Origin of the sequence: Microbacterium sp. 22215, assembly GCF_052045655.1 — a bacterium.
Classification (GTDB): domain Bacteria; phylum Actinomycetota; class Actinomycetes; order Actinomycetales; family Microbacteriaceae; genus Microbacterium; species Microbacterium phyllosphaerae.
Genome location: NZ_JBQEPC010000003.1, coordinates 225,271 through 240,546, shown reverse-complemented (window position 1 = coordinate 240,546; position 15,276 = coordinate 225,271). Strand labels below are relative to the sequence as shown.

16 protein-coding genes are annotated in these 15,276 nt (G+C 68.5%); 14 read left to right on the top strand and 2 right to left on the bottom strand.

Going from position 1 to position 15,276, the window contains the following annotated elements; genetic code table 11:
* The first annotated feature begins 2 nt into the window (after positions 1-2).
* Positions 3-947, top strand: a complete 945-nt coding sequence (coaA, locus tag ACTJKH_RS07080; protein WP_210097192.1) for a type I pantothenate kinase — start codon at positions 3-5, stop codon at positions 945-947.
* Positions 948-1,004: 57 nt separating this feature from the next.
* Complete coding sequence (gene glmS / locus ACTJKH_RS07075) at positions 1,005-2,852, top strand: glutamine--fructose-6-phosphate transaminase (isomerizing) (protein ID WP_259160183.1); 1,848 nt, start codon at positions 1,005-1,007, stop codon at positions 2,850-2,852.
* Positions 2,853-3,014: 162 nt separating this feature from the next.
* Here the strand turns inward: glmS and ACTJKH_RS07070 are convergent, their stop codons facing one another.
* Positions 3,015-3,848 carry an endonuclease domain-containing protein gene (locus tag ACTJKH_RS07070; protein ID WP_440736320.1) on the bottom strand — a complete coding sequence of 278 codons (834 nt, stop codon included), beginning with the start codon at positions 3,846-3,848 and terminating at the stop codon, positions 3,015-3,017.
* A 317-nt stretch (positions 3,849-4,165) separates the two neighbouring features.
* Here ACTJKH_RS07070 and ACTJKH_RS07065 point away from each other — a divergent pair, with 317 nt between their 5' ends.
* From ACTJKH_RS07065 to ACTJKH_RS07025, 9 genes are read left to right on the top strand one after another with little or no spacing between them, the layout of a single operon-like run.
* On the top strand, positions 4,166-4,525 hold the full coding sequence (locus tag ACTJKH_RS07065) for a holo-ACP synthase (protein WP_210097195.1): 360 nt from the start codon (positions 4,166-4,168) through the stop codon (positions 4,523-4,525).
* Positions 4,522-5,628: an alanine racemase gene (gene alr, locus ACTJKH_RS07060; protein ID WP_440736319.1), complete on the top strand. Its 1,107-nt coding sequence runs from the start codon at positions 4,522-4,524 to the stop codon at positions 5,626-5,628. The genes ACTJKH_RS07065 and alr overlap by 4 nt, the downstream gene beginning before the upstream one ends.
* Complete coding sequence (tsaE, locus tag ACTJKH_RS07055) at positions 5,625-6,146, top strand: tRNA (adenosine(37)-N6)-threonylcarbamoyltransferase complex ATPase subunit type 1 TsaE (protein WP_440736318.1); 522 nt, start codon at positions 5,625-5,627, stop codon at positions 6,144-6,146. The genes alr and tsaE overlap by 4 nt, the downstream gene beginning before the upstream one ends.
* Entirely contained in the window at positions 6,143-6,766 is a 624-nt protein-coding gene (gene tsaB / locus ACTJKH_RS07050; RefSeq protein WP_440736317.1) for a tRNA (adenosine(37)-N6)-threonylcarbamoyltransferase complex dimerization subunit type 1 TsaB, read from the top strand. Before tsaE ends, tsaB begins: the two co-directional genes overlap by 4 nt.
* Positions 6,763-7,269 (top strand): ribosomal protein S18-alanine N-acetyltransferase, encoded by a 507-nt coding sequence (gene rimI / locus ACTJKH_RS07045; protein ID WP_440736316.1) that lies wholly within the window; start codon positions 6,763-6,765, stop codon positions 7,267-7,269. Before tsaB ends, rimI begins: the two co-directional genes overlap by 4 nt.
* The gene (gene tsaD, locus ACTJKH_RS07040) at positions 7,266-8,336 is read left to right on the top strand and encodes a tRNA (adenosine(37)-N6)-threonylcarbamoyltransferase complex transferase subunit TsaD (RefSeq protein WP_440736315.1); all 1,071 of its coding nucleotides are present in this window, start codon (positions 7,266-7,268) and stop codon (positions 8,334-8,336) included. Before rimI ends, tsaD begins: the two co-directional genes overlap by 4 nt.
* Positions 8,336-8,848, top strand: coding sequence for a hypothetical protein (locus ACTJKH_RS07035; RefSeq protein ID WP_440736314.1), 513 nt, complete (start codon positions 8,336-8,338; stop codon positions 8,846-8,848). The genes tsaD and ACTJKH_RS07035 overlap by 1 nt, the downstream gene beginning before the upstream one ends.
* Before the next feature lie 3 nt (positions 8,849-8,851).
* The gene (locus ACTJKH_RS07030; RefSeq protein ID WP_440736313.1) at positions 8,852-9,916 is read left to right on the top strand and encodes a hypothetical protein; all 1,065 of its coding nucleotides are present in this window, start codon (positions 8,852-8,854) and stop codon (positions 9,914-9,916) included.
* Entirely contained in the window at positions 9,900-11,120 is a 1,221-nt protein-coding gene (locus ACTJKH_RS07025) for a hypothetical protein (RefSeq protein ID WP_440736312.1), read from the top strand. The genes ACTJKH_RS07030 and ACTJKH_RS07025 overlap by 17 nt, the downstream gene beginning before the upstream one ends.
* A 4-nt stretch (positions 11,121-11,124) precedes the next feature.
* Here ACTJKH_RS07025 and ACTJKH_RS07020 read toward each other — a convergent pair whose 3' ends face one another.
* Positions 11,125-12,324: a THUMP-like domain-containing protein gene (locus tag ACTJKH_RS07020; RefSeq protein WP_440736311.1), complete on the bottom strand. Its 1,200-nt coding sequence runs from the start codon at positions 12,322-12,324 to the stop codon at positions 11,125-11,127.
* A gap of 146 nt (positions 12,325-12,470) precedes the next feature.
* Between ACTJKH_RS07020 and groES the strand changes: the two genes are divergently transcribed.
* The 3 genes from groES (at position 12,471) to ACTJKH_RS07005 (ending at position 15,266) form a co-directional block, all read left to right on the top strand.
* Entirely contained in the window at positions 12,471-12,767 is a 297-nt protein-coding gene (gene groES, locus ACTJKH_RS07015) for a co-chaperone GroES (RefSeq protein WP_017203655.1), read from the top strand.
* Positions 12,768-12,918: 151 nt separating this feature from the next.
* Positions 12,919-13,854: an EamA family transporter RarD gene (rarD, locus tag ACTJKH_RS07010; protein ID WP_440736439.1), complete on the top strand. Its 936-nt coding sequence runs from the start codon at positions 12,919-12,921 to the stop codon at positions 13,852-13,854.
* Positions 13,855-13,997: 143 nt separating this feature from the next.
* Positions 13,998-15,266, top strand: coding sequence for an ABC transporter substrate-binding protein (locus tag ACTJKH_RS07005; RefSeq protein ID WP_210097204.1), 1,269 nt, complete (start codon positions 13,998-14,000; stop codon positions 15,264-15,266).
* The last annotated feature ends 10 nt before the right edge of the window (positions 15,267-15,276 follow it).

Below are 15,276 nucleotides of genomic sequence, written 5' to 3'. Positions count from 1 at the left end.
GCGTGACCACCGCCGATCCCACGCTGCCGCTGTCTCCGTACCGAGAGATCGGTCGCGACGAATGGGCGCGACTGGCAGCCGGCCTCGATCAGCCGCTCACCGAGACCGAGGTCGTCGAGCTTCGCGGCATCGGAGACCGACTCGACCTCACCGAGGTGCGTGAGGTGTACCTGCCTCTCAGTCGTCTGCTCAGCCTGTACGCGACGGCGACCAAGCGCCTCGGTGCCGCCACGAGCTCGTTCCTTCAGGAGGACGACACCACGACGCCGTTCGTCGTCGGCGTCGCAGGCTCGGTCGCCGTCGGCAAGTCGACCATCGCCCGTCTGCTGCGGGAGCTGATGAGTCGCTGGCCCGGCACGCCGCGCGTCGAGCTCGTCACGACCGACGGGTTCCTGCATTCGAACGCGGAGCTCGAGCGCCGGGGGCTGATGGACCGCAAGGGGTTCCCAGAGTCCTACGACCGTCGCGCGCTGCTCGAGTTCCTCACCGAGGTGAAGAGCGGTGCGCCCGAGGTGCGGGCCCCCTTCTACTCGCACATGCGGTACGACATCGTCCCCGACGCGCACGTGGTGGTGCGGCGGCCGGACGTCGTCATCGTCGAGGGACTGAACGTCCTCCAGCCGCCGCCCGCGCCCAACGACGTCGCGGTGAGCGACCTCTTCGACTTCTCGATCTTCGTCGACGCCGACACCGCGCACATCGAGAAGTGGTACGTCGATCGGTTCCTCGCCCTGCGCGAGGGGGCATTCTCGAATCCCTCCTCGTACTTCAACGTGTTCGCGCATCTCACCGACCAGGAGGCGATCACCACGGCGCTCGGCTATTGGAACGAGATCAACATGCCGAACCTCGTCGAGAACGTGATGCCGACCAAGCATCGGGCACGACTCGTGCTCAACAAGGGCGTCGATCACAGCGTCGAGAGTGTGCTGCTGCGCAAGCTCTGACGGGCGCGGCGAGTTCGTTCGGAACCTTCGCAAAATGCCCGGCTTATCCTTGACCACATGTGTGGAATCGTCGGATACGTGGGCCCGCGGCCCAGCCAGGACATCCTGCTCGCCGGCCTCGCTCGGCTCGAGTACCGCGGATATGACTCCGCAGGTGTCGCCGTCATCGACGGCGACGGGGCCCTGGGCATGCGCAAGAAGGCGGGCAAGCTCGCCGTGCTGCGCGACTCGCTCAAGGATGCAGCCCTCGCGGACGGCAACACGGGCATCGGGCACACCCGCTGGGCGACGCACGGTGGACCGACGGACGAGAACGCGCACCCGCACCTCGCGGATGACGACAAGCTCGCGCTGATCCACAACGGCATCATCGAGAACTTCGCCGCGTTGCGCGACGAGCTGCTCGCCGACGGTGTGAGCTTCCGCAGCGAGACCGACACCGAGGTCGCGGCCGCGCTGCTCGGACGTGAGTACCGCAACAACGGCGGTGACCTCCAGCTCGCGTTCCGCGGCGTCGTCAACCGTCTCGAGGGCGCATTCACCCTGCTCGCGATGCATCAGGATCACCCGGGCCTCGTCGTGGGAGCCCGCCGCAACTCACCGCTCGTGATCGGCCTCGGCGAGGGCGAGAACTTCCTCGGCTCCGACGTCGCCGCATTCATCGAGTACACCCGCAAGGCGCTCGCGATCGGCCAGGACCAGATCGTCTCGATCACCCCGGATGCCGTCACCGTCACCGACTTCGCCGGCACGCCCGTCGAGGCCGAGCCGTTCGACGTCTCGTGGGATGCCGCAGCTGCCGAGAAGGGTGGCTGGTCGAGCTTCATGGCCAAGGAGGTCGCGGAGCAGCCTGAGGCGGTCGCCAACACGATCCGTGGTCGCATCCAGGGTGATCAGGTCGTGATCCCCGAGCTGGACGGCCTCGACGAGCTGTTCCTCGGCATCAACCGCATCATCATCACCGCGTGCGGCACGGCCGCGTACTCCGCCCTCGTCGGCAAGTATGCGATCGAGCAGTGGGCGCGGATCCCCGTCGATGTCGAGCTCGCGCACGAGTTCCGCTACCGCGACCCGGTGATCGGCGACGACACCCTCGTCGTGTCGATCAGCCAGTCCGGCGAGACCATGGACACGCTGATGGCCGTGAAGTACGCCAGCGAGCGCGGCGCGCGCACGCTCTCGATCTGCAACACGCAGGGTGCGACCATCCCTCGCGAGTCGGACGCCGTGGTCTACACGCACGCCGGCCCCGAGGTCGCAGTGGCCTCGACCAAGGCGTTCTCGGCCCAGATCACGGCTCTGCTGCTTCTCGGACTCCACATGGGCCGCGTCCGCGGATCCGTCGCGGATGCGTCCGTCGACGTCGCCGAGCTCGCCGCTCTGCCCGAGAAGATCGCCAAGGTGCTCGAGAGCGAGCAGGAGCACGTCACTCAGCTCGCCGGCTGGATGGCCGACACCCGCTCGGTGCTCTTCCTCGGCCGCCACGTCGGCTTCCCGATCGCCCTCGAAGGTGCGCTCAAGCTCAAGGAGATCTCGTACATCCACGCTGAGGGCTTCGCCGCCGGTGAGCTGAAGCACGGTCCGATCGCGCTGATCGAGCCGGGTCAGCCCGTGTTCGTGCTCGTGCCGTCGCCCCGCCACTCGGCTGTCGTGCACTCGAAGGTCGTCTCGAACATCCAGGAGATCCGCGCCCGCGGCGCTCGTGTGATCGTCGTGGCGGAAGAGGGCGACGCCGCGGTGCTGCCGTTCGCCGACGAGGTCATCCGCATCCCGCTCGCCGGCGCGATGTTCGAGCCGCTGCTCGCGGTGGTGCCGCTGCAGATCTTCGCCATGGCCCTCGCCACCGCCAAGGGGCTCGACGTCGACCAGCCGCGCAACCTCGCGAAGTCCGTCACGGTCGAGTAACCCTCGGCCGGCTCTCGGCCCCGCTGCACACCTGCAGGTCAGCACACCTGCAGGTCAGCACACCTGCCGGTCAGCACACCTGCAGGTCAGAATCACAGATGCATGCCCAGATGAGCGATCTGGGCATGCATCCGTTTTCTCGACCTGCGTTTGTGTGACTCATCATCCGCGCGCCCGGGCGATCGCCGCGATGACAGCGCGAGCGACGGCATCCCAGTCGTGCATGATCATGGCGTAGTCGAAGCGGAGCGTCTCGAATCCGAGGCGGGATGCCGCGGCATCCCTCGTCAGATCCTTGTGCCGCATCTCGGGGCCTTCGTGGTTGAGTCGACCGTCGACTTCGATGATCACCCGTCGCGCAGCCACGAAGTCCACGCGGCCGACACCCTCGATGACGACCTGGCAGTCCAGGTGTATCCCGAGCAGATGCAGTCTCAGTCGGAGGATCGATTCGAGTCCGCTCTCGGCATCGGGGCGTGCGAGATCGAGGAGCCTGTGGGCCGACTTCGGCAACTCGCGTCTGATCCTCTTGCGATCGTGCGCGGAGAGCAGGCGCAGGTTCCACGCGGACTCGTACGCCGCGAAGAACGCCTCCTGATCGAGGCATCTGTATGCATGCACGAGAGCCGCCGCGACCGGAGCCGGCCCGAGTCCCGCGGTGCCGGGAGAGTGATGCGGGATGCATTCGCAGGGGGTGTGCGGATGCCTGCGCCCGGAGCCGCCCAACCACACATGCACGATCGCATCGACGCTCGGGAGCACCCAGACGCCGTGCGCGCGGAGCGCATCCGCACACGTGAGAGCTCCGCCATGCGCCGCCGCGGCGACGACTTTCGGGTCTGTGGTGGACAGGGCGTAGACCCCTTGGCGGACTCGGTTGATGGTGCCGGCGCGCGCCGCAGCAGAGAGTTGAGCGCGGGTCGATCCGAACTGCTGTAGATGCCGCCCTCGCGCGATTCCGCCGAGAACGTGGAGGAGATCCGCCGGTTCGATCATGCTCCGAGCATCCGACGCCTGTGGTGTCGCCGGATGTCAGAAACCCGCGCTTTGGGGAAGACTGCCGACGTCAGGATGAGTGTGCAGTCGAAGTCACTCGCACAAATGCATGCTCGAACGACGGATGCAGGTCGAAAACTGGGATCCGAGCGTGCGTATGTGATCTCGGCATGCACATGACAAAGGGCCGGGGCGTCGGGGTATCGGGTGGGAGGGGGAGTGGGAGCGGCTGAGTCGGGGCGTCGGGGAGGTATGGCCGGGGGAGGCGCGGGGCGAGCCCAGCCGAACGCTCCATCCGCCGCGACTAGGCTGAACGGGTGATCATCGGGACCGGCATCGACCTCGTGGACATCCCGCGGTTCGAGCGGACGCTCGAGCGTACGCCACGGCTTCGGGAGCGCCTCTTCGCGCCGGGGGAGCGTTCGCTGCGGCTGCCTTCCCTCGCCGCGCGCTACGCCGCGAAGGAGGCGCTGATCAAGACGCTCGGCGGTTCCGACGGCGTCCACTGGATCGAGATCGAGATCGCCTCGGAGGCGTCGGGGCGTCCGCACTTCGTGCTGTCTGGCACCACCGCCGAGGTCGTCGCCGCGCGGGGCATCACCCGACTCCACCTCACACTCACCCACGACGCGGGGCTCGCCGCCGCATTCGTCGTCGCCGAAGGAGAGCCGCTGTGACCGTTCCGTTCCGCGAGGCGCGCATCGATCTGGATGCGATCACCGACAACGTCCGCCATTTCCGTCGCCTGACAGGCGTGCAGGTCATCGCGGTGGTCAAGGCGAACGCGTACGGGCACGGTGCCGCGGCAGCCGCTGTCGCCGCGCTCGCCGGCGGTGCCACGCGCCTCGGGGTGGCCGAGATCCCGGAGGCGCTCGACCTGCGACGCCAGGGCATCACGGCACCGATCGTCGCGTGGTTGCACGCGCCGGGTGAGCGGTTCGACCAGGCAGCCGAGCACGACATCGAGGTCGGCATCTCGTCGTTCGATCAGCTCGAGGCAGCTGGCGCCGCGGCATCGGTCGATCGTCCGGTGGGCGTCCACCTCAAGTTCGAGACCGGGCTCTCGCGCAACGGCATCGCACCGGCCGACTGGCGGCGAGTGCTCGCGGAAGCGGCCCGACTCGAGCGCATCGGCCGGTTGCGGATCATCGGACTCTTCAGCCACCTCTCGAACACCTCCGCTCAGGACGATCGCGAGGCGCTCGCGAAGTTCGACGAGGGCGTCGCGGCTGCGGCATCCTTCGGCATCCACCCCGACATCCGGCACATCGCGGCGACCGCCGCAGCGATCGACCTGCCCGAGATGCGGCTGGATGCCGTGCGCATCGGCGTCGGCATCTACGGACTCTCCCCGTTCGACGACCGCTCGTCGGCCCAACTCGGACTGCGCCCCGCGATGACGCTGCGCGGCGCGATCGCCGCCGTGCGCCGGGTGCCCGCCGGCACGGGAGTCTCGTACGGTTACGATCACCGTGCACCCCACGACACGACCCTCGTGCTCGTGCCACTCGGCTATGCCGACGGGGTTCCGCGACACGCCTCCGGCCGCCTGCCGGTGTCGATCGGCGGCCGCCGGTACACCAACGTCGGCAGGATCGCCATGGACCAGTTCGTGGTCGATGTCGGAGACGCGCCCGTGTCGATCGGCGACGAGGTCGTGCTGTTCGGCGACTCGACCCTCGGTGTCCCGTCCGCCGCGGAATGGGCGAACGCCGCTTCGACCATCAACTACGAGATCGTCACTCGCATCGGCGCACGCGTGCCGCGGAGGTCGGCATGAGCGTCGACCCCGCATTCCTCGGGCACCGTGAGATCGAGACGTCCGAGGCGATGGAGAAGCTCGGCTTCCGTATCGGCGAGCGGCTCGAACCGGGCGATCTGCTGATCCTCACCGGCCCACTGGGCGCAGGCAAGACCACGTTCACGCGAGGGCTCGCCGAGGGCCTCGGCGTTCGTGGCCCGGTGCAGAGTCCCACCTTCGTGATCGCCCGGACGCATCCGTCGCTGGTGGGACGGGCGCCGCTGGTCCATGTCGACGCCTACCGCCTCGGCTCGGGCGCCGAGCTCGACGACCTCGATCTGGACCTCGCCCGCTCGGTCGTCGTGATCGAGTGGGGGCGCGGGATGGCCGAGGACCTCGCCGAGACCTGGTGGGACATCGAGTTCGAGCGCCCGGTCGGCGGCGACGACGACCTCGACCCCTCCGAGCTCGATGCCGATGCCCCGCGGCACGTCACCATCACGCGGGGCGGACGCTCAGCGATCGCGGGTGGAAGGCCGACTACCCTGGAGGGGTGATCCTCGCCGTCGACACCTCCCTGGGCACCGCCGTCTCGCTCATCGACGACGACGGCACCCGTCGCTCCGACGCATCGGCCGCTGACCCGCTCGGTCATGCGGAGGTCATCGGCGACCTGCTCGTAGGGGCGCTCGACGCCGCGGGCTCGCAGCCGGTCACGCACGTCGTCGCAGGGATGGGTCCCGGTCCGTTCACGGGGCTCCGCATCGGCATCGCGACGGCACGCGCGTTCGCGCGGGGTCGTGGAATCCCGGTCGTCCCGGTGCCGAGTCACTTCGCGCCCGCGCTCACCGCGATCGAACAGGATGCCGTCACGGGGCCGTTCGCGATCGTCACCGACGCACGCCGTCGTGAGGTGGCCATCACGGTGTTCGACGGGACGGATGCCGACGGCATCCCGCTCGTGACCCGCGACACCGTGCTCGTGCCCCGAGCCGACGCGGACGACCGTCTCGACGGCATCCGGCGTATCGATGTCGAGACGCTCTCTGCCGTCGATCTCGCTCGCGTCGGGGGGAGAGCCGTCGCCGCGGGGCGCGTTCTCGCCGGTGACGAGCCGCTGTACCTGCGGCAACCTGATGTCACGGTTCCGGGCGCTCCGAAGAAGGTGGGGCGATGACTCTCCGAGTGGCGACGCCGGACGATCTCGACGCGATCATGGCCATAGAGCATCGCTCCTTCCCCACCGATGCGTGGAGCGCCGAGGCCATGGCCCTGGAACTCGCCAGCCCTCACGGGCGCTACCTGGTCGACGAGCTCGACGGAGCGATCGTCGGCTACGGGGGAGTCCGAGCCCTCGAGGGCTCTCGCGACGCGGACATCCAGACCATCGCCTTCGACGCGGAGCACCGCGGTGCAGGTCGTGGCCGTGCGCTCCTTCGGGGGTTGCTCGACACCGCGGCAGAGCGCGGAGCGCGCGAGGTGTTCCTCGAGGTCCGCGCCGACAACCCGAGTGCCGAGGGGCTGTACCTCTCCGAGGGATTCGAGGAGATCGGGCGTCGTCCGAGGTACTACCAGCCCGATGACATCGATGCGATCGTGATGCGACTCGCACTGCAGCACGGTCGATCCGCTCACCGCGACGAGCCTGTCACGGATGCCGCGAAGGAGGCGACCGCATGACCGAGCCCCTGGTGCTGGGCATCGAGACGAGCTGCGACGAGACCGGCATCGGGATCGTCCGAGGACGAACGCTGCTGTCGAACACGATCGCGTCGAGCATGGACGAGCACGCCCGCTACGGAGGCGTCGTGCCCGAGGTCGCCGCCCGCGCGCACCTCGAGGCGCTGCAGCCGTCGATCGACGCCGCGCTCGCCGAAGCCGGGGTGCGGCTGGCGGATCTCGATGCGGTGGCGGTGACCAGCGGCCCTGGCCTTGCGGGTGCGCTGATGGTCGGTGTCGGCGCTGCCAAGGGTCTCGCCGTGGCACTCGACAAGCCGCTCTACGCGGTCAATCACCTGGTGGGCCACATCGCGGCAGACATCTTGACTCCCGAATCCGAGCCGCTGGAGTATCCGACGATCGCACTGCTGGTCTCGGGCGGGCACACATCGCTGCTCCACGTGCGTGACCTCACCACCGATGTCGAGATGCTCGGCGAGACCATGGACGATGCGGCCGGCGAGGCGTTCGACAAGGTCGCGCGCCTGCTGTCTCTCCCGTATCCGGGTGGACCGGAGATCGACCGCGCCGCACTCGACGGCGACCCGAACGCGATCCGCTTCCCCCGGGGCCTCTCGCGGGCCTCGGACCTGGCGAAGCACCGCTACGACTTCTCGTTCTCCGGGCTCAAGACGGCCGTGGCGCGGTGGGTCGAACGCTGCGAGGCCGACGGGGTTCCCGTTCCCGTCGCCGACGTCGCCGCCAGCTTCCGTGAGGCCGTCGTCGACGTGCTGGTGACCAAGGCGCTCGCCGCGTGCGCCGACCTCGGTGTCCCGCGGCTGCTCCTCGGCGGCGGCGTCATCGCGAACCGGCGGCTTCGTGAGGTGGCGTTGTCCAGGGCGGAGGCTGCAGGGGTCACCGTGCGCATTCCGCCGCTGTCGCTGTGCACCGACAACGGGGCGATGATCGCGGCTCTCGCGGCCGAGCTGATCTCGTCGGGGCGTCGTCCGTCGACGCTCGCCTTCGGCGCGGACTCCACCCTGCCCGTCACCGAGATCCAGGTCGATGAACGCGTCGCGGTGATGTGATGAGCGACGTGCCCCGTTCTCCCCGCCCCGACGGCTCCGGCGTCGACGGAGCGTCGCGTCCTGCCCTCCCGAACCCGAGCATCGAAGGGCCGAGCGGCGAGGTCGAGCATCCCGCCGGGTCGGCCCGCATCCCGGGAGCCCGACGAGACGGCTACACGAAGCTCCCCACGGGGCCGGTCGGGATCGAGCCCGTCAACGTCAGCGGTCCGGTGGCAGACGACGTCGCGCACGATGCGGACTGGGAACCGGCGACCGGGGCCTCCGCCGTCGATGACACCCGACTCGCGCCGTGGGCGCTCATGGCCGCGATCGTGGCTCTGGCGGCCTCGTTCTTCGTGGGCTGGGGCATTCCGATCGCGGTCGTCGCCGTGATCGCGTCGATCATGTCGCTGCGGCGGCCGGTCGAGAGCCGCGCGATCGCGCGCTGGGCGCTCGTCCTCGGACTGTGCGCGACCGTCTACAGTCTCGGATGGCTGGTGTGGGCCGGCATGCAGTTCGAGAGGCTCGGGTAGCCGATGCCGGACGCCGACGACGTGGTCGAGCTCCGGGCGCTGCAGGTGCGTGCCTACGGGCGTGTCGGGGCCCTCAGCGAATCCGAGGCCGCGCGTCTGCGAGAGCTCGAGCATGCACGAGCGGGGGAGGGCGGGTCGCCCTCGGCAGTGGAGGCTCCGGATGCTCCGCAGGTGGCGCAGCATCCGGCCGATCTTCCTGCCGCGCAGCCCGCCGCCGACTCGCAGGTCGCCGAGAGCGATGAGGCATCACCGCCGCATCGTGAATCCGCGCTGACGACGCTGCGGAGGCATTGGCGCCTCGTGTCGGTCATCGTCGTCGCCTTCGTGCTGATCGGTCTCGCTCTCGGCTGGTTGCTGTTCGGGGATCGTGGTGCGGCGCCGATGCAGCTGAGCGCGGAGCAGCGGGGATGGCATGACGCGATCCTCGCGTCGGGTGACTTCGACCCGGGATCCTTGCGCGCGATCGACGAGGAGGAGGGGGTCGTCATCTGGTTCGCGACGAAGAAGGACGGCGCCGACGTGTGCCTGGTCCTCGGCGACGGCGATCAGACCGCTCCCGCCTGCACCACCCGGAAGCAGGCGCTCATCCAGGGTGTCAGCGCGACACTTGTGAAGGTCGTCGACGATACCCAGAACTACGACATCGACGCCCAGATGTTCCTGACCGCCGACGGCGAACCGGCTGTGATCGCTCGCAGCTACATCACGGCCCCGCTGTCGACGACGATGTTCGCGAGCCCCGAAGAGGCGGCCACCGCGGTGTCCCTCGCCACGGAGACGGGCTGGGATCGCCGCTCGATCATGGTCGCGGGATACGACGACGGTGTGCCGATCTGGGTCGGAGTGGACAAGGAGGACCAGCGCTACTGCCTCGCCTACGACGGATCGATGCCCGATCCGCCGATGTCGTGCGACGACAGCCTGATGCTGACGGATGCCGATCGCACCCTCACGCTCGACATCTCGAAGGACGGAGAGTCGACCCGGTACGAGTACCGGTTCGGCTACGGTCAGCAGTACCTGACCGTGACGAAGGGGCTGGGAGGCGAGGATGCTGCAGGAGAGTGATGCCGCAGAGCTCCGTGCCCTCCAGGTGAAGGCGTACGGGCGAGACGGCGGCCTGACCGAGGGGGATGCAGCGCGGCTGCGCGAACTCGAATCGTCTCGGGCGGAGGCGGAGACTCCGGCGAATCCGGAGACGCGGACTTCGGCGGAGGTTCCTCCTGCCGGGGATGCCGCGTTCGAGGGCGATCCACACGCGGACGGGTCCGACGTCGAGGGGGCCGATCGGACGAGCTGGGGTTCCGCGGACGCCGGGGATCCGGGAACGGCCGCGAGCGACCGCGAGTCGCACCCCTCACCGGGTCTGCGTGGGTCGGTCCGACAGCACTGGAAGCTCGTGGCCGCGGCTGCCGTCGCGCTGGTCCTGATCGGTCTCGGCGCCGGCTGGGCACTCTTCGGTCGGGGAGGCGATGGCATCGCCCTCACGGCCGAGCAGCAGGAGCGTCGGGCCCAGCTGCAGAGCGACGGCGACTTCGACCCCGGCACGCTCCGTGCGATCGGTCGAGACGAGGATGCCCTCGTCTGGTTCGCGACCAAGCAGGACGGCAAGACCATCTGCCTCACACTGGACGCCGCAGACAAGTCGGCGAGCCAATGCCAGCCTGCCGAGGACCTCGACAACGGCAACGGGATCGGTGTGAGCGTGACGGCGGACACCGCCGATGACGGATCCGCGGACCAGGTGTGGGCATCGGCGGCGCGGGCGACGACGGGCGAGATCCTGGCGATCGTTCAGCGGTGGAACAGCGGGGGTCAGGACTGGTTGTCGCAGTTCTCCGGTGCCGAGAGGGATCGCGCGGAAGAGCTCCTCGGCCAGGGGTTCGAGGAGTACGCGGTCTCGATCGTGGGCTACGTCGAGGATGCTCCGGTGTGGTTCGGACAGAAGATCGAGGACGGTGACCCGTCGGACTGCCTCATCGTGGACCACCTCGGTGCGATCACGTGCAAGACGGCGGGCGAGGCGCAGACCTCCGGCGACGGCATCGCCATCGAGGGGGACTGGGCCGACGGTTCGGCCGCCACCGAACCGTGGAGCATCCGGCTGGAGTTCACTCCGAACGGGACGCCCTACCTCATGATCACGGGAGACCTGCCCCCTGGGCAGGTGTCCGAGACGGATACCACCGTGAAGCCCGGGGAGACGCTGGAACTCGGCGGGGAGTACCAGGACCCGATCCAGGTCGAGGTCCCCTCCGAGGACGAGGGATGAACGGCTAGTCCGCTGCCGGAACCCGGTCAGCCAGGATCGCCCGCCGCTGATCGCCGATGCGGGTCAGGATCAACGTGGCCGTCTGGTCGCCCTTGAGGGTCAGCTTCTTCCGGAACGCGGCAGGATCGATGTCCATCCCGCGCTTCTTGATCTCGAGCGTGCCGATGCTGTGGGCCTTGAGCACAGCACTGATCGCCTTCGGATTCGCGGGCATGGTCTCGCGCACCCGGAACGACTGCACGAAGGGACTCGTGAGCGCGGCGTTCGAGGTCAGATATGCGATGCGCTCGTCGAGCATCCCCGCATCCAGGCTTCGAGCGACGTCTCCGATCAGCCGCGCGCGGATGACCGCTCCGTCGGGTTCATGGAGGAAGCCGCCGAGGTCGCGCACCGGAGCGTCGAGCGCGTCCGCCCCCGCCGTGAGTTCGTGCGAGCGGTCTCCGCGGATGACGAGCGCTGCCCGGCGGACACCGTCGCGGGCCAGCGCTCCGGTCCAGAGCACGAGTTCGACGACGCTGCCCTCGGCGCTGACCCACTGGGCCTCGGCGTCGGAGGGAAGCGAATCGCGGTCATGGCCCGGGCCGAGCTTGATGCCCGTCGGTCGGCGGGAGGCGACCTCGAACGCCCAGTCGAGCGATGGCGAGTAGTCATCGGAAGAGACCCTCTTCGTCTCGCTGTGCCCCGAGGTGCGACGGGCGGGATCCATCCAGATCGCGCTCTCGTCGCTCGGCACGTTCTCCTCCGCGGTGCCCTGTCTCACCACCGCGCTGTCGCCGAAGGGGGCGAGGTTGTACGCCGCGATCGCCGCTGTCACGTCGTCGGCGTCGACGGCGAGCACGTCGAGCCCCGCGCCCGCGAAGGCGAGCGCGTCGCCGCCGATGCCGCATCCGAGGTCGGCGACGCTCGTGAGCCCGGCTCGGCGGATCCGCTGCGCATGACGCGCGGCGACGCCGAGGCGCGTCGCCTGTTCGAGACCGGCGCGGGTGAACAGCATCCTGGCCGCGAAGTCGCCGAACTTGCCCTTCGCTTTGGCGCGCAGATGCGCCTGTCCGACCACGGCCGAGACGAGGTCGGGGGAGTGACCGGCGGCGCGCAGCCGTGACACCGCACGAGCCACGTCGGCGACCTGCTCGACGGGGCCGAGCGAGTCCAGCAGGTCGAGGCCTTCGGGGGTGAGCAGGGCACGCAGCTCGGACATCTCCACCCGCCCAGCTTAGGCGGCTCGGGTTCGCGTCGATTGGCACTCGCATTGCATGAGTGCCAGCTCACGCCCTAGACTGACTGTTAGCACTCTCGGGTTGAGAGTGCGAAAAAGTCTTCCTGTCAGCGTCAAGAAAGAAGAGGTAGACCGTGTCGGTTTCCATCAAGCCGCTCGAGGACCGCATCGTCATCAAGCAGGTCGAGGCCGAGCAGACCACCGCGAGTGGCCTGGTCATCCCCGACACCGCCAAGGAGAAGCCCCAGGAGGGCGAGGTCGTGGCCGTGGGCCCCGGCCGCATCGATGACAACGGCAACCGCGTCCCGCTCGACGTCGCCGTGGGCGACCGCGTGCTGTACAGCAAGTACGGCGGCACCGAGGTGAAGTTCGGCGCAGACGAGTTCCTCGTCCTGTCGGCTCGCGACGTGCTCGCAGTCGTCGTCCGCTGAGACAACGTCTTCGGAAGGACCCGGATGCATCATGCATCCGGGTCCTTTCTGCATCTCTGCCAGGTGTCGACCGTTTCCTGCCATTCACTCGCGGGGAGCCCGTCGGTCGCACGGCGGGCTGTCGGCCTGGGAATAGTGTTGTGCGGTGACCCTGACGAACGCCGCCACCACCAGAGCCACGCAGACCGCGGGGGTCGCGTATGCAGGCGGGGCGTATCTGCTGTGGGGTGTGCTGCCGCTCTACTTCCTGCTGCTCGTGCCGACCGGCCCCTGGGAGGTCGTCGCCTGGCGCGTGCTGCTGTCGTTCGTCTTCTGCATCCTCCTGCTGACGATCACCCGCGGGTGGAAGGCGATCGGCGCGATCATCCGGCAGCCGAGACTGCTCGGGTGGACGGCACTGGCCGGAGCGCTCATCTACGTCAACTGGCAGGTCTTCCTGATCGGCACCCTCACCGGTCACGTCGTAGAGACCAGCCTCGGCTACTTCATCAACCCGATCGCCACCGTGCTGCTGGGCGTCTTCGTGCTCAAGGAAAGGATCCGCAGGCTCCAGTGGGCCGCGATCGGCATCGCCGCCGTCGCGGTGATCGTGATCGTCCTCTTCTACCGGTCCTTCCCGTGGATCGCGCTGTCGCTCACGGCCTCGTTCGGCGTGTACGGGCTCATCAAGAAGAAGATCGGTCCGGCGGTCGACGCGATCAGCGGGCTCACTCTCGAGTCGTTCTGGCTGATCCCGATCGCCGTAGCGCAGCTGATCCTCGTCGCCACGACTCCCGAGGGCATCACGATGGGCGCCAACGGCACCTGGCATGCCGTGCTGCTGGCCTTCGCAGGAGTCGCCACCGCGGTGCCGCTGCTGCTCTTCGCGGCAGGAACCAGACGCATCAATCTCACCGTGATCGGCATGATCCAGTTCGTCACTCCGGTGATGCAGTTCATCATCGGCGCCGCCGTGCTCGGCGAGCCCATGCCGATCGAGCGATGGATCGGATTCGTCATCGTCTGGATCGCCATCGCGGTGTTCGTGGTCGACCTGGTGCTCGCCGCTCGGCGAGGGCGTAGGAGCGCTCACACGAGTCTCGGCTGAACGGCCGGATCAGCCTGCGGGAACTCGGTGTCGGATCGTTAACGCACCGAAACATCGGCGACCCCTACACGAAGCTTTTCGGTCCTAGTGTTAGAGCACCCGACCGTGGTCACAATCCACGGCCAGTCACGCAAGGGAGCATCATGACCGCATTCACGCGCTCGCGCAGCGCCAAGATTCTCGCCGGAGTCGCGCTGCTGAGCGTCTCGGCGATCGTCGTCGCAGGCTGTAGCAGCACCCCCTCGGACGAGCCGTCCGACGGCGGCAAGCCCGCCGCCGACCTCACCCTCGAGCTCGGCTCTCTGCTGCCGCAGACCGGTTCGCTGTCGTTCCTGGGCCCGCCCATGGAATCCGGCGTCGGACTCGCGGTCAGCGAGGTCAACGAGGCCGATGCAGGCGTCACGATCAATCTGACCGCCGAAGACGAGGGCGACACCGACACCAAGGCGTACGAGACCTCGATCACCAAGCTCCAGGGTGCAGGCGTCTCCGCGATCGTCGGCGCAGCGGCATCGGGCGTCTCCCGCCTGATCCTCGACGGAAACGTCAGCGCAGGAATCCTGCAGATCTCCGCCTCGAACACCGGTCCGGACTTCACCGACTGGGACGACAACGGCCTGTACTTCCGCACCGCCCCCAGCGACCTGCTGCAGGGCGAGGTGCTCGGCAACCTGATCGCCGAGGACGGCCACAAGACCCTCGGCGTCATCTACCAGAACGACGCCTACGGCACCGGCCTCTTCGACAACATCAAGTCGACGTTCGAGGGCGCCGGTGGCGAGGTCGTCGCCGACGCGTCGTACAACGTCGGTGACGGTCAGTTCGACGCACAGGTCGAGACCATCAAGGCTCAGAACCCCGACGCCGTCGCGATCGTCTCGTTCGACCAGTTCAAGACCATCGCCCCGCTGCTGGTCAATGCCGGCATCACGCCGGACAAGTGGTACCTCGTCGACGGAAACCTGTCGGACTACGGCTCCTCGCCCGACACGAACTTCCCGTTCTCGCTCGAGGGCGCACAGGGCACCAAGCCGGGCCCGGCGCTCGAGGATGACTTCACCGGTCGTCTGCAGACGTTCTGGACGGGTGAGGGCAACCCCGAGGTGAACGACTTCACCTACGCGGCCGAGGCCTACGACGCCGTCGTGCTCGTGGCACTCGCCTCGCTCGCAGCAGGCTCCACCGAGGGCGCGGACATCGCGGCCAAGATGGAAGAGGTCTCGGGCGGCTCGGGCGACGGAGAGAAGTGCACCAGCTTCGCCGACTGCGCCAAGATCATCAACGACGGCGGCACGGCCGACTACGACGGCTACTCCGGCGAGATCACGTTCGATGAGAACGGTGACCCGCAGGGAGCCTCGATCGGCACGTACAAGTACAGCGCCGACAACCTGATCACCCGCACCAACTGATCACGAGCGA

Coding starts and splice junctions, on each gene's coding strand:
- glmS (WP_259160183.1), top strand. CDS start 1,005: ATGTGTGGAATCGTCGGATACGTGGGCCCGCGGCCCAGCCAGGACATC.
- ACTJKH_RS07025 (WP_440736312.1), top strand. CDS start 9,900: ATGCTGCAGGAGAGTGATGCCGCAGAGCTCCGTGCCCTCCAGGTGAAG.
- ACTJKH_RS07005 (WP_210097204.1), top strand. CDS start 13,998: ATGACCGCATTCACGCGCTCGCGCAGCGCCAAGATTCTCGCCGGAGTC.
- tsaE (WP_440736318.1), top strand. CDS start 5,625: ATGAGCGTCGACCCCGCATTCCTCGGGCACCGTGAGATCGAGACGTCC.
- ACTJKH_RS07030 (WP_440736313.1), top strand. CDS start 8,852: ATGCCGGACGCCGACGACGTGGTCGAGCTCCGGGCGCTGCAGGTGCGT.
- ACTJKH_RS07070 (WP_440736320.1), bottom strand. CDS start 3,848: ATGATCGAACCGGCGGATCTCCTCCACGTTCTCGGCGGAATCGCGCGA.
- tsaD (WP_440736315.1), top strand. CDS start 7,266: ATGACCGAGCCCCTGGTGCTGGGCATCGAGACGAGCTGCGACGAGACC.
- rimI (WP_440736316.1), top strand. CDS start 6,763: ATGACTCTCCGAGTGGCGACGCCGGACGATCTCGACGCGATCATGGCC.
- ACTJKH_RS07035 (WP_440736314.1), top strand. CDS start 8,336: ATGAGCGACGTGCCCCGTTCTCCCCGCCCCGACGGCTCCGGCGTCGAC.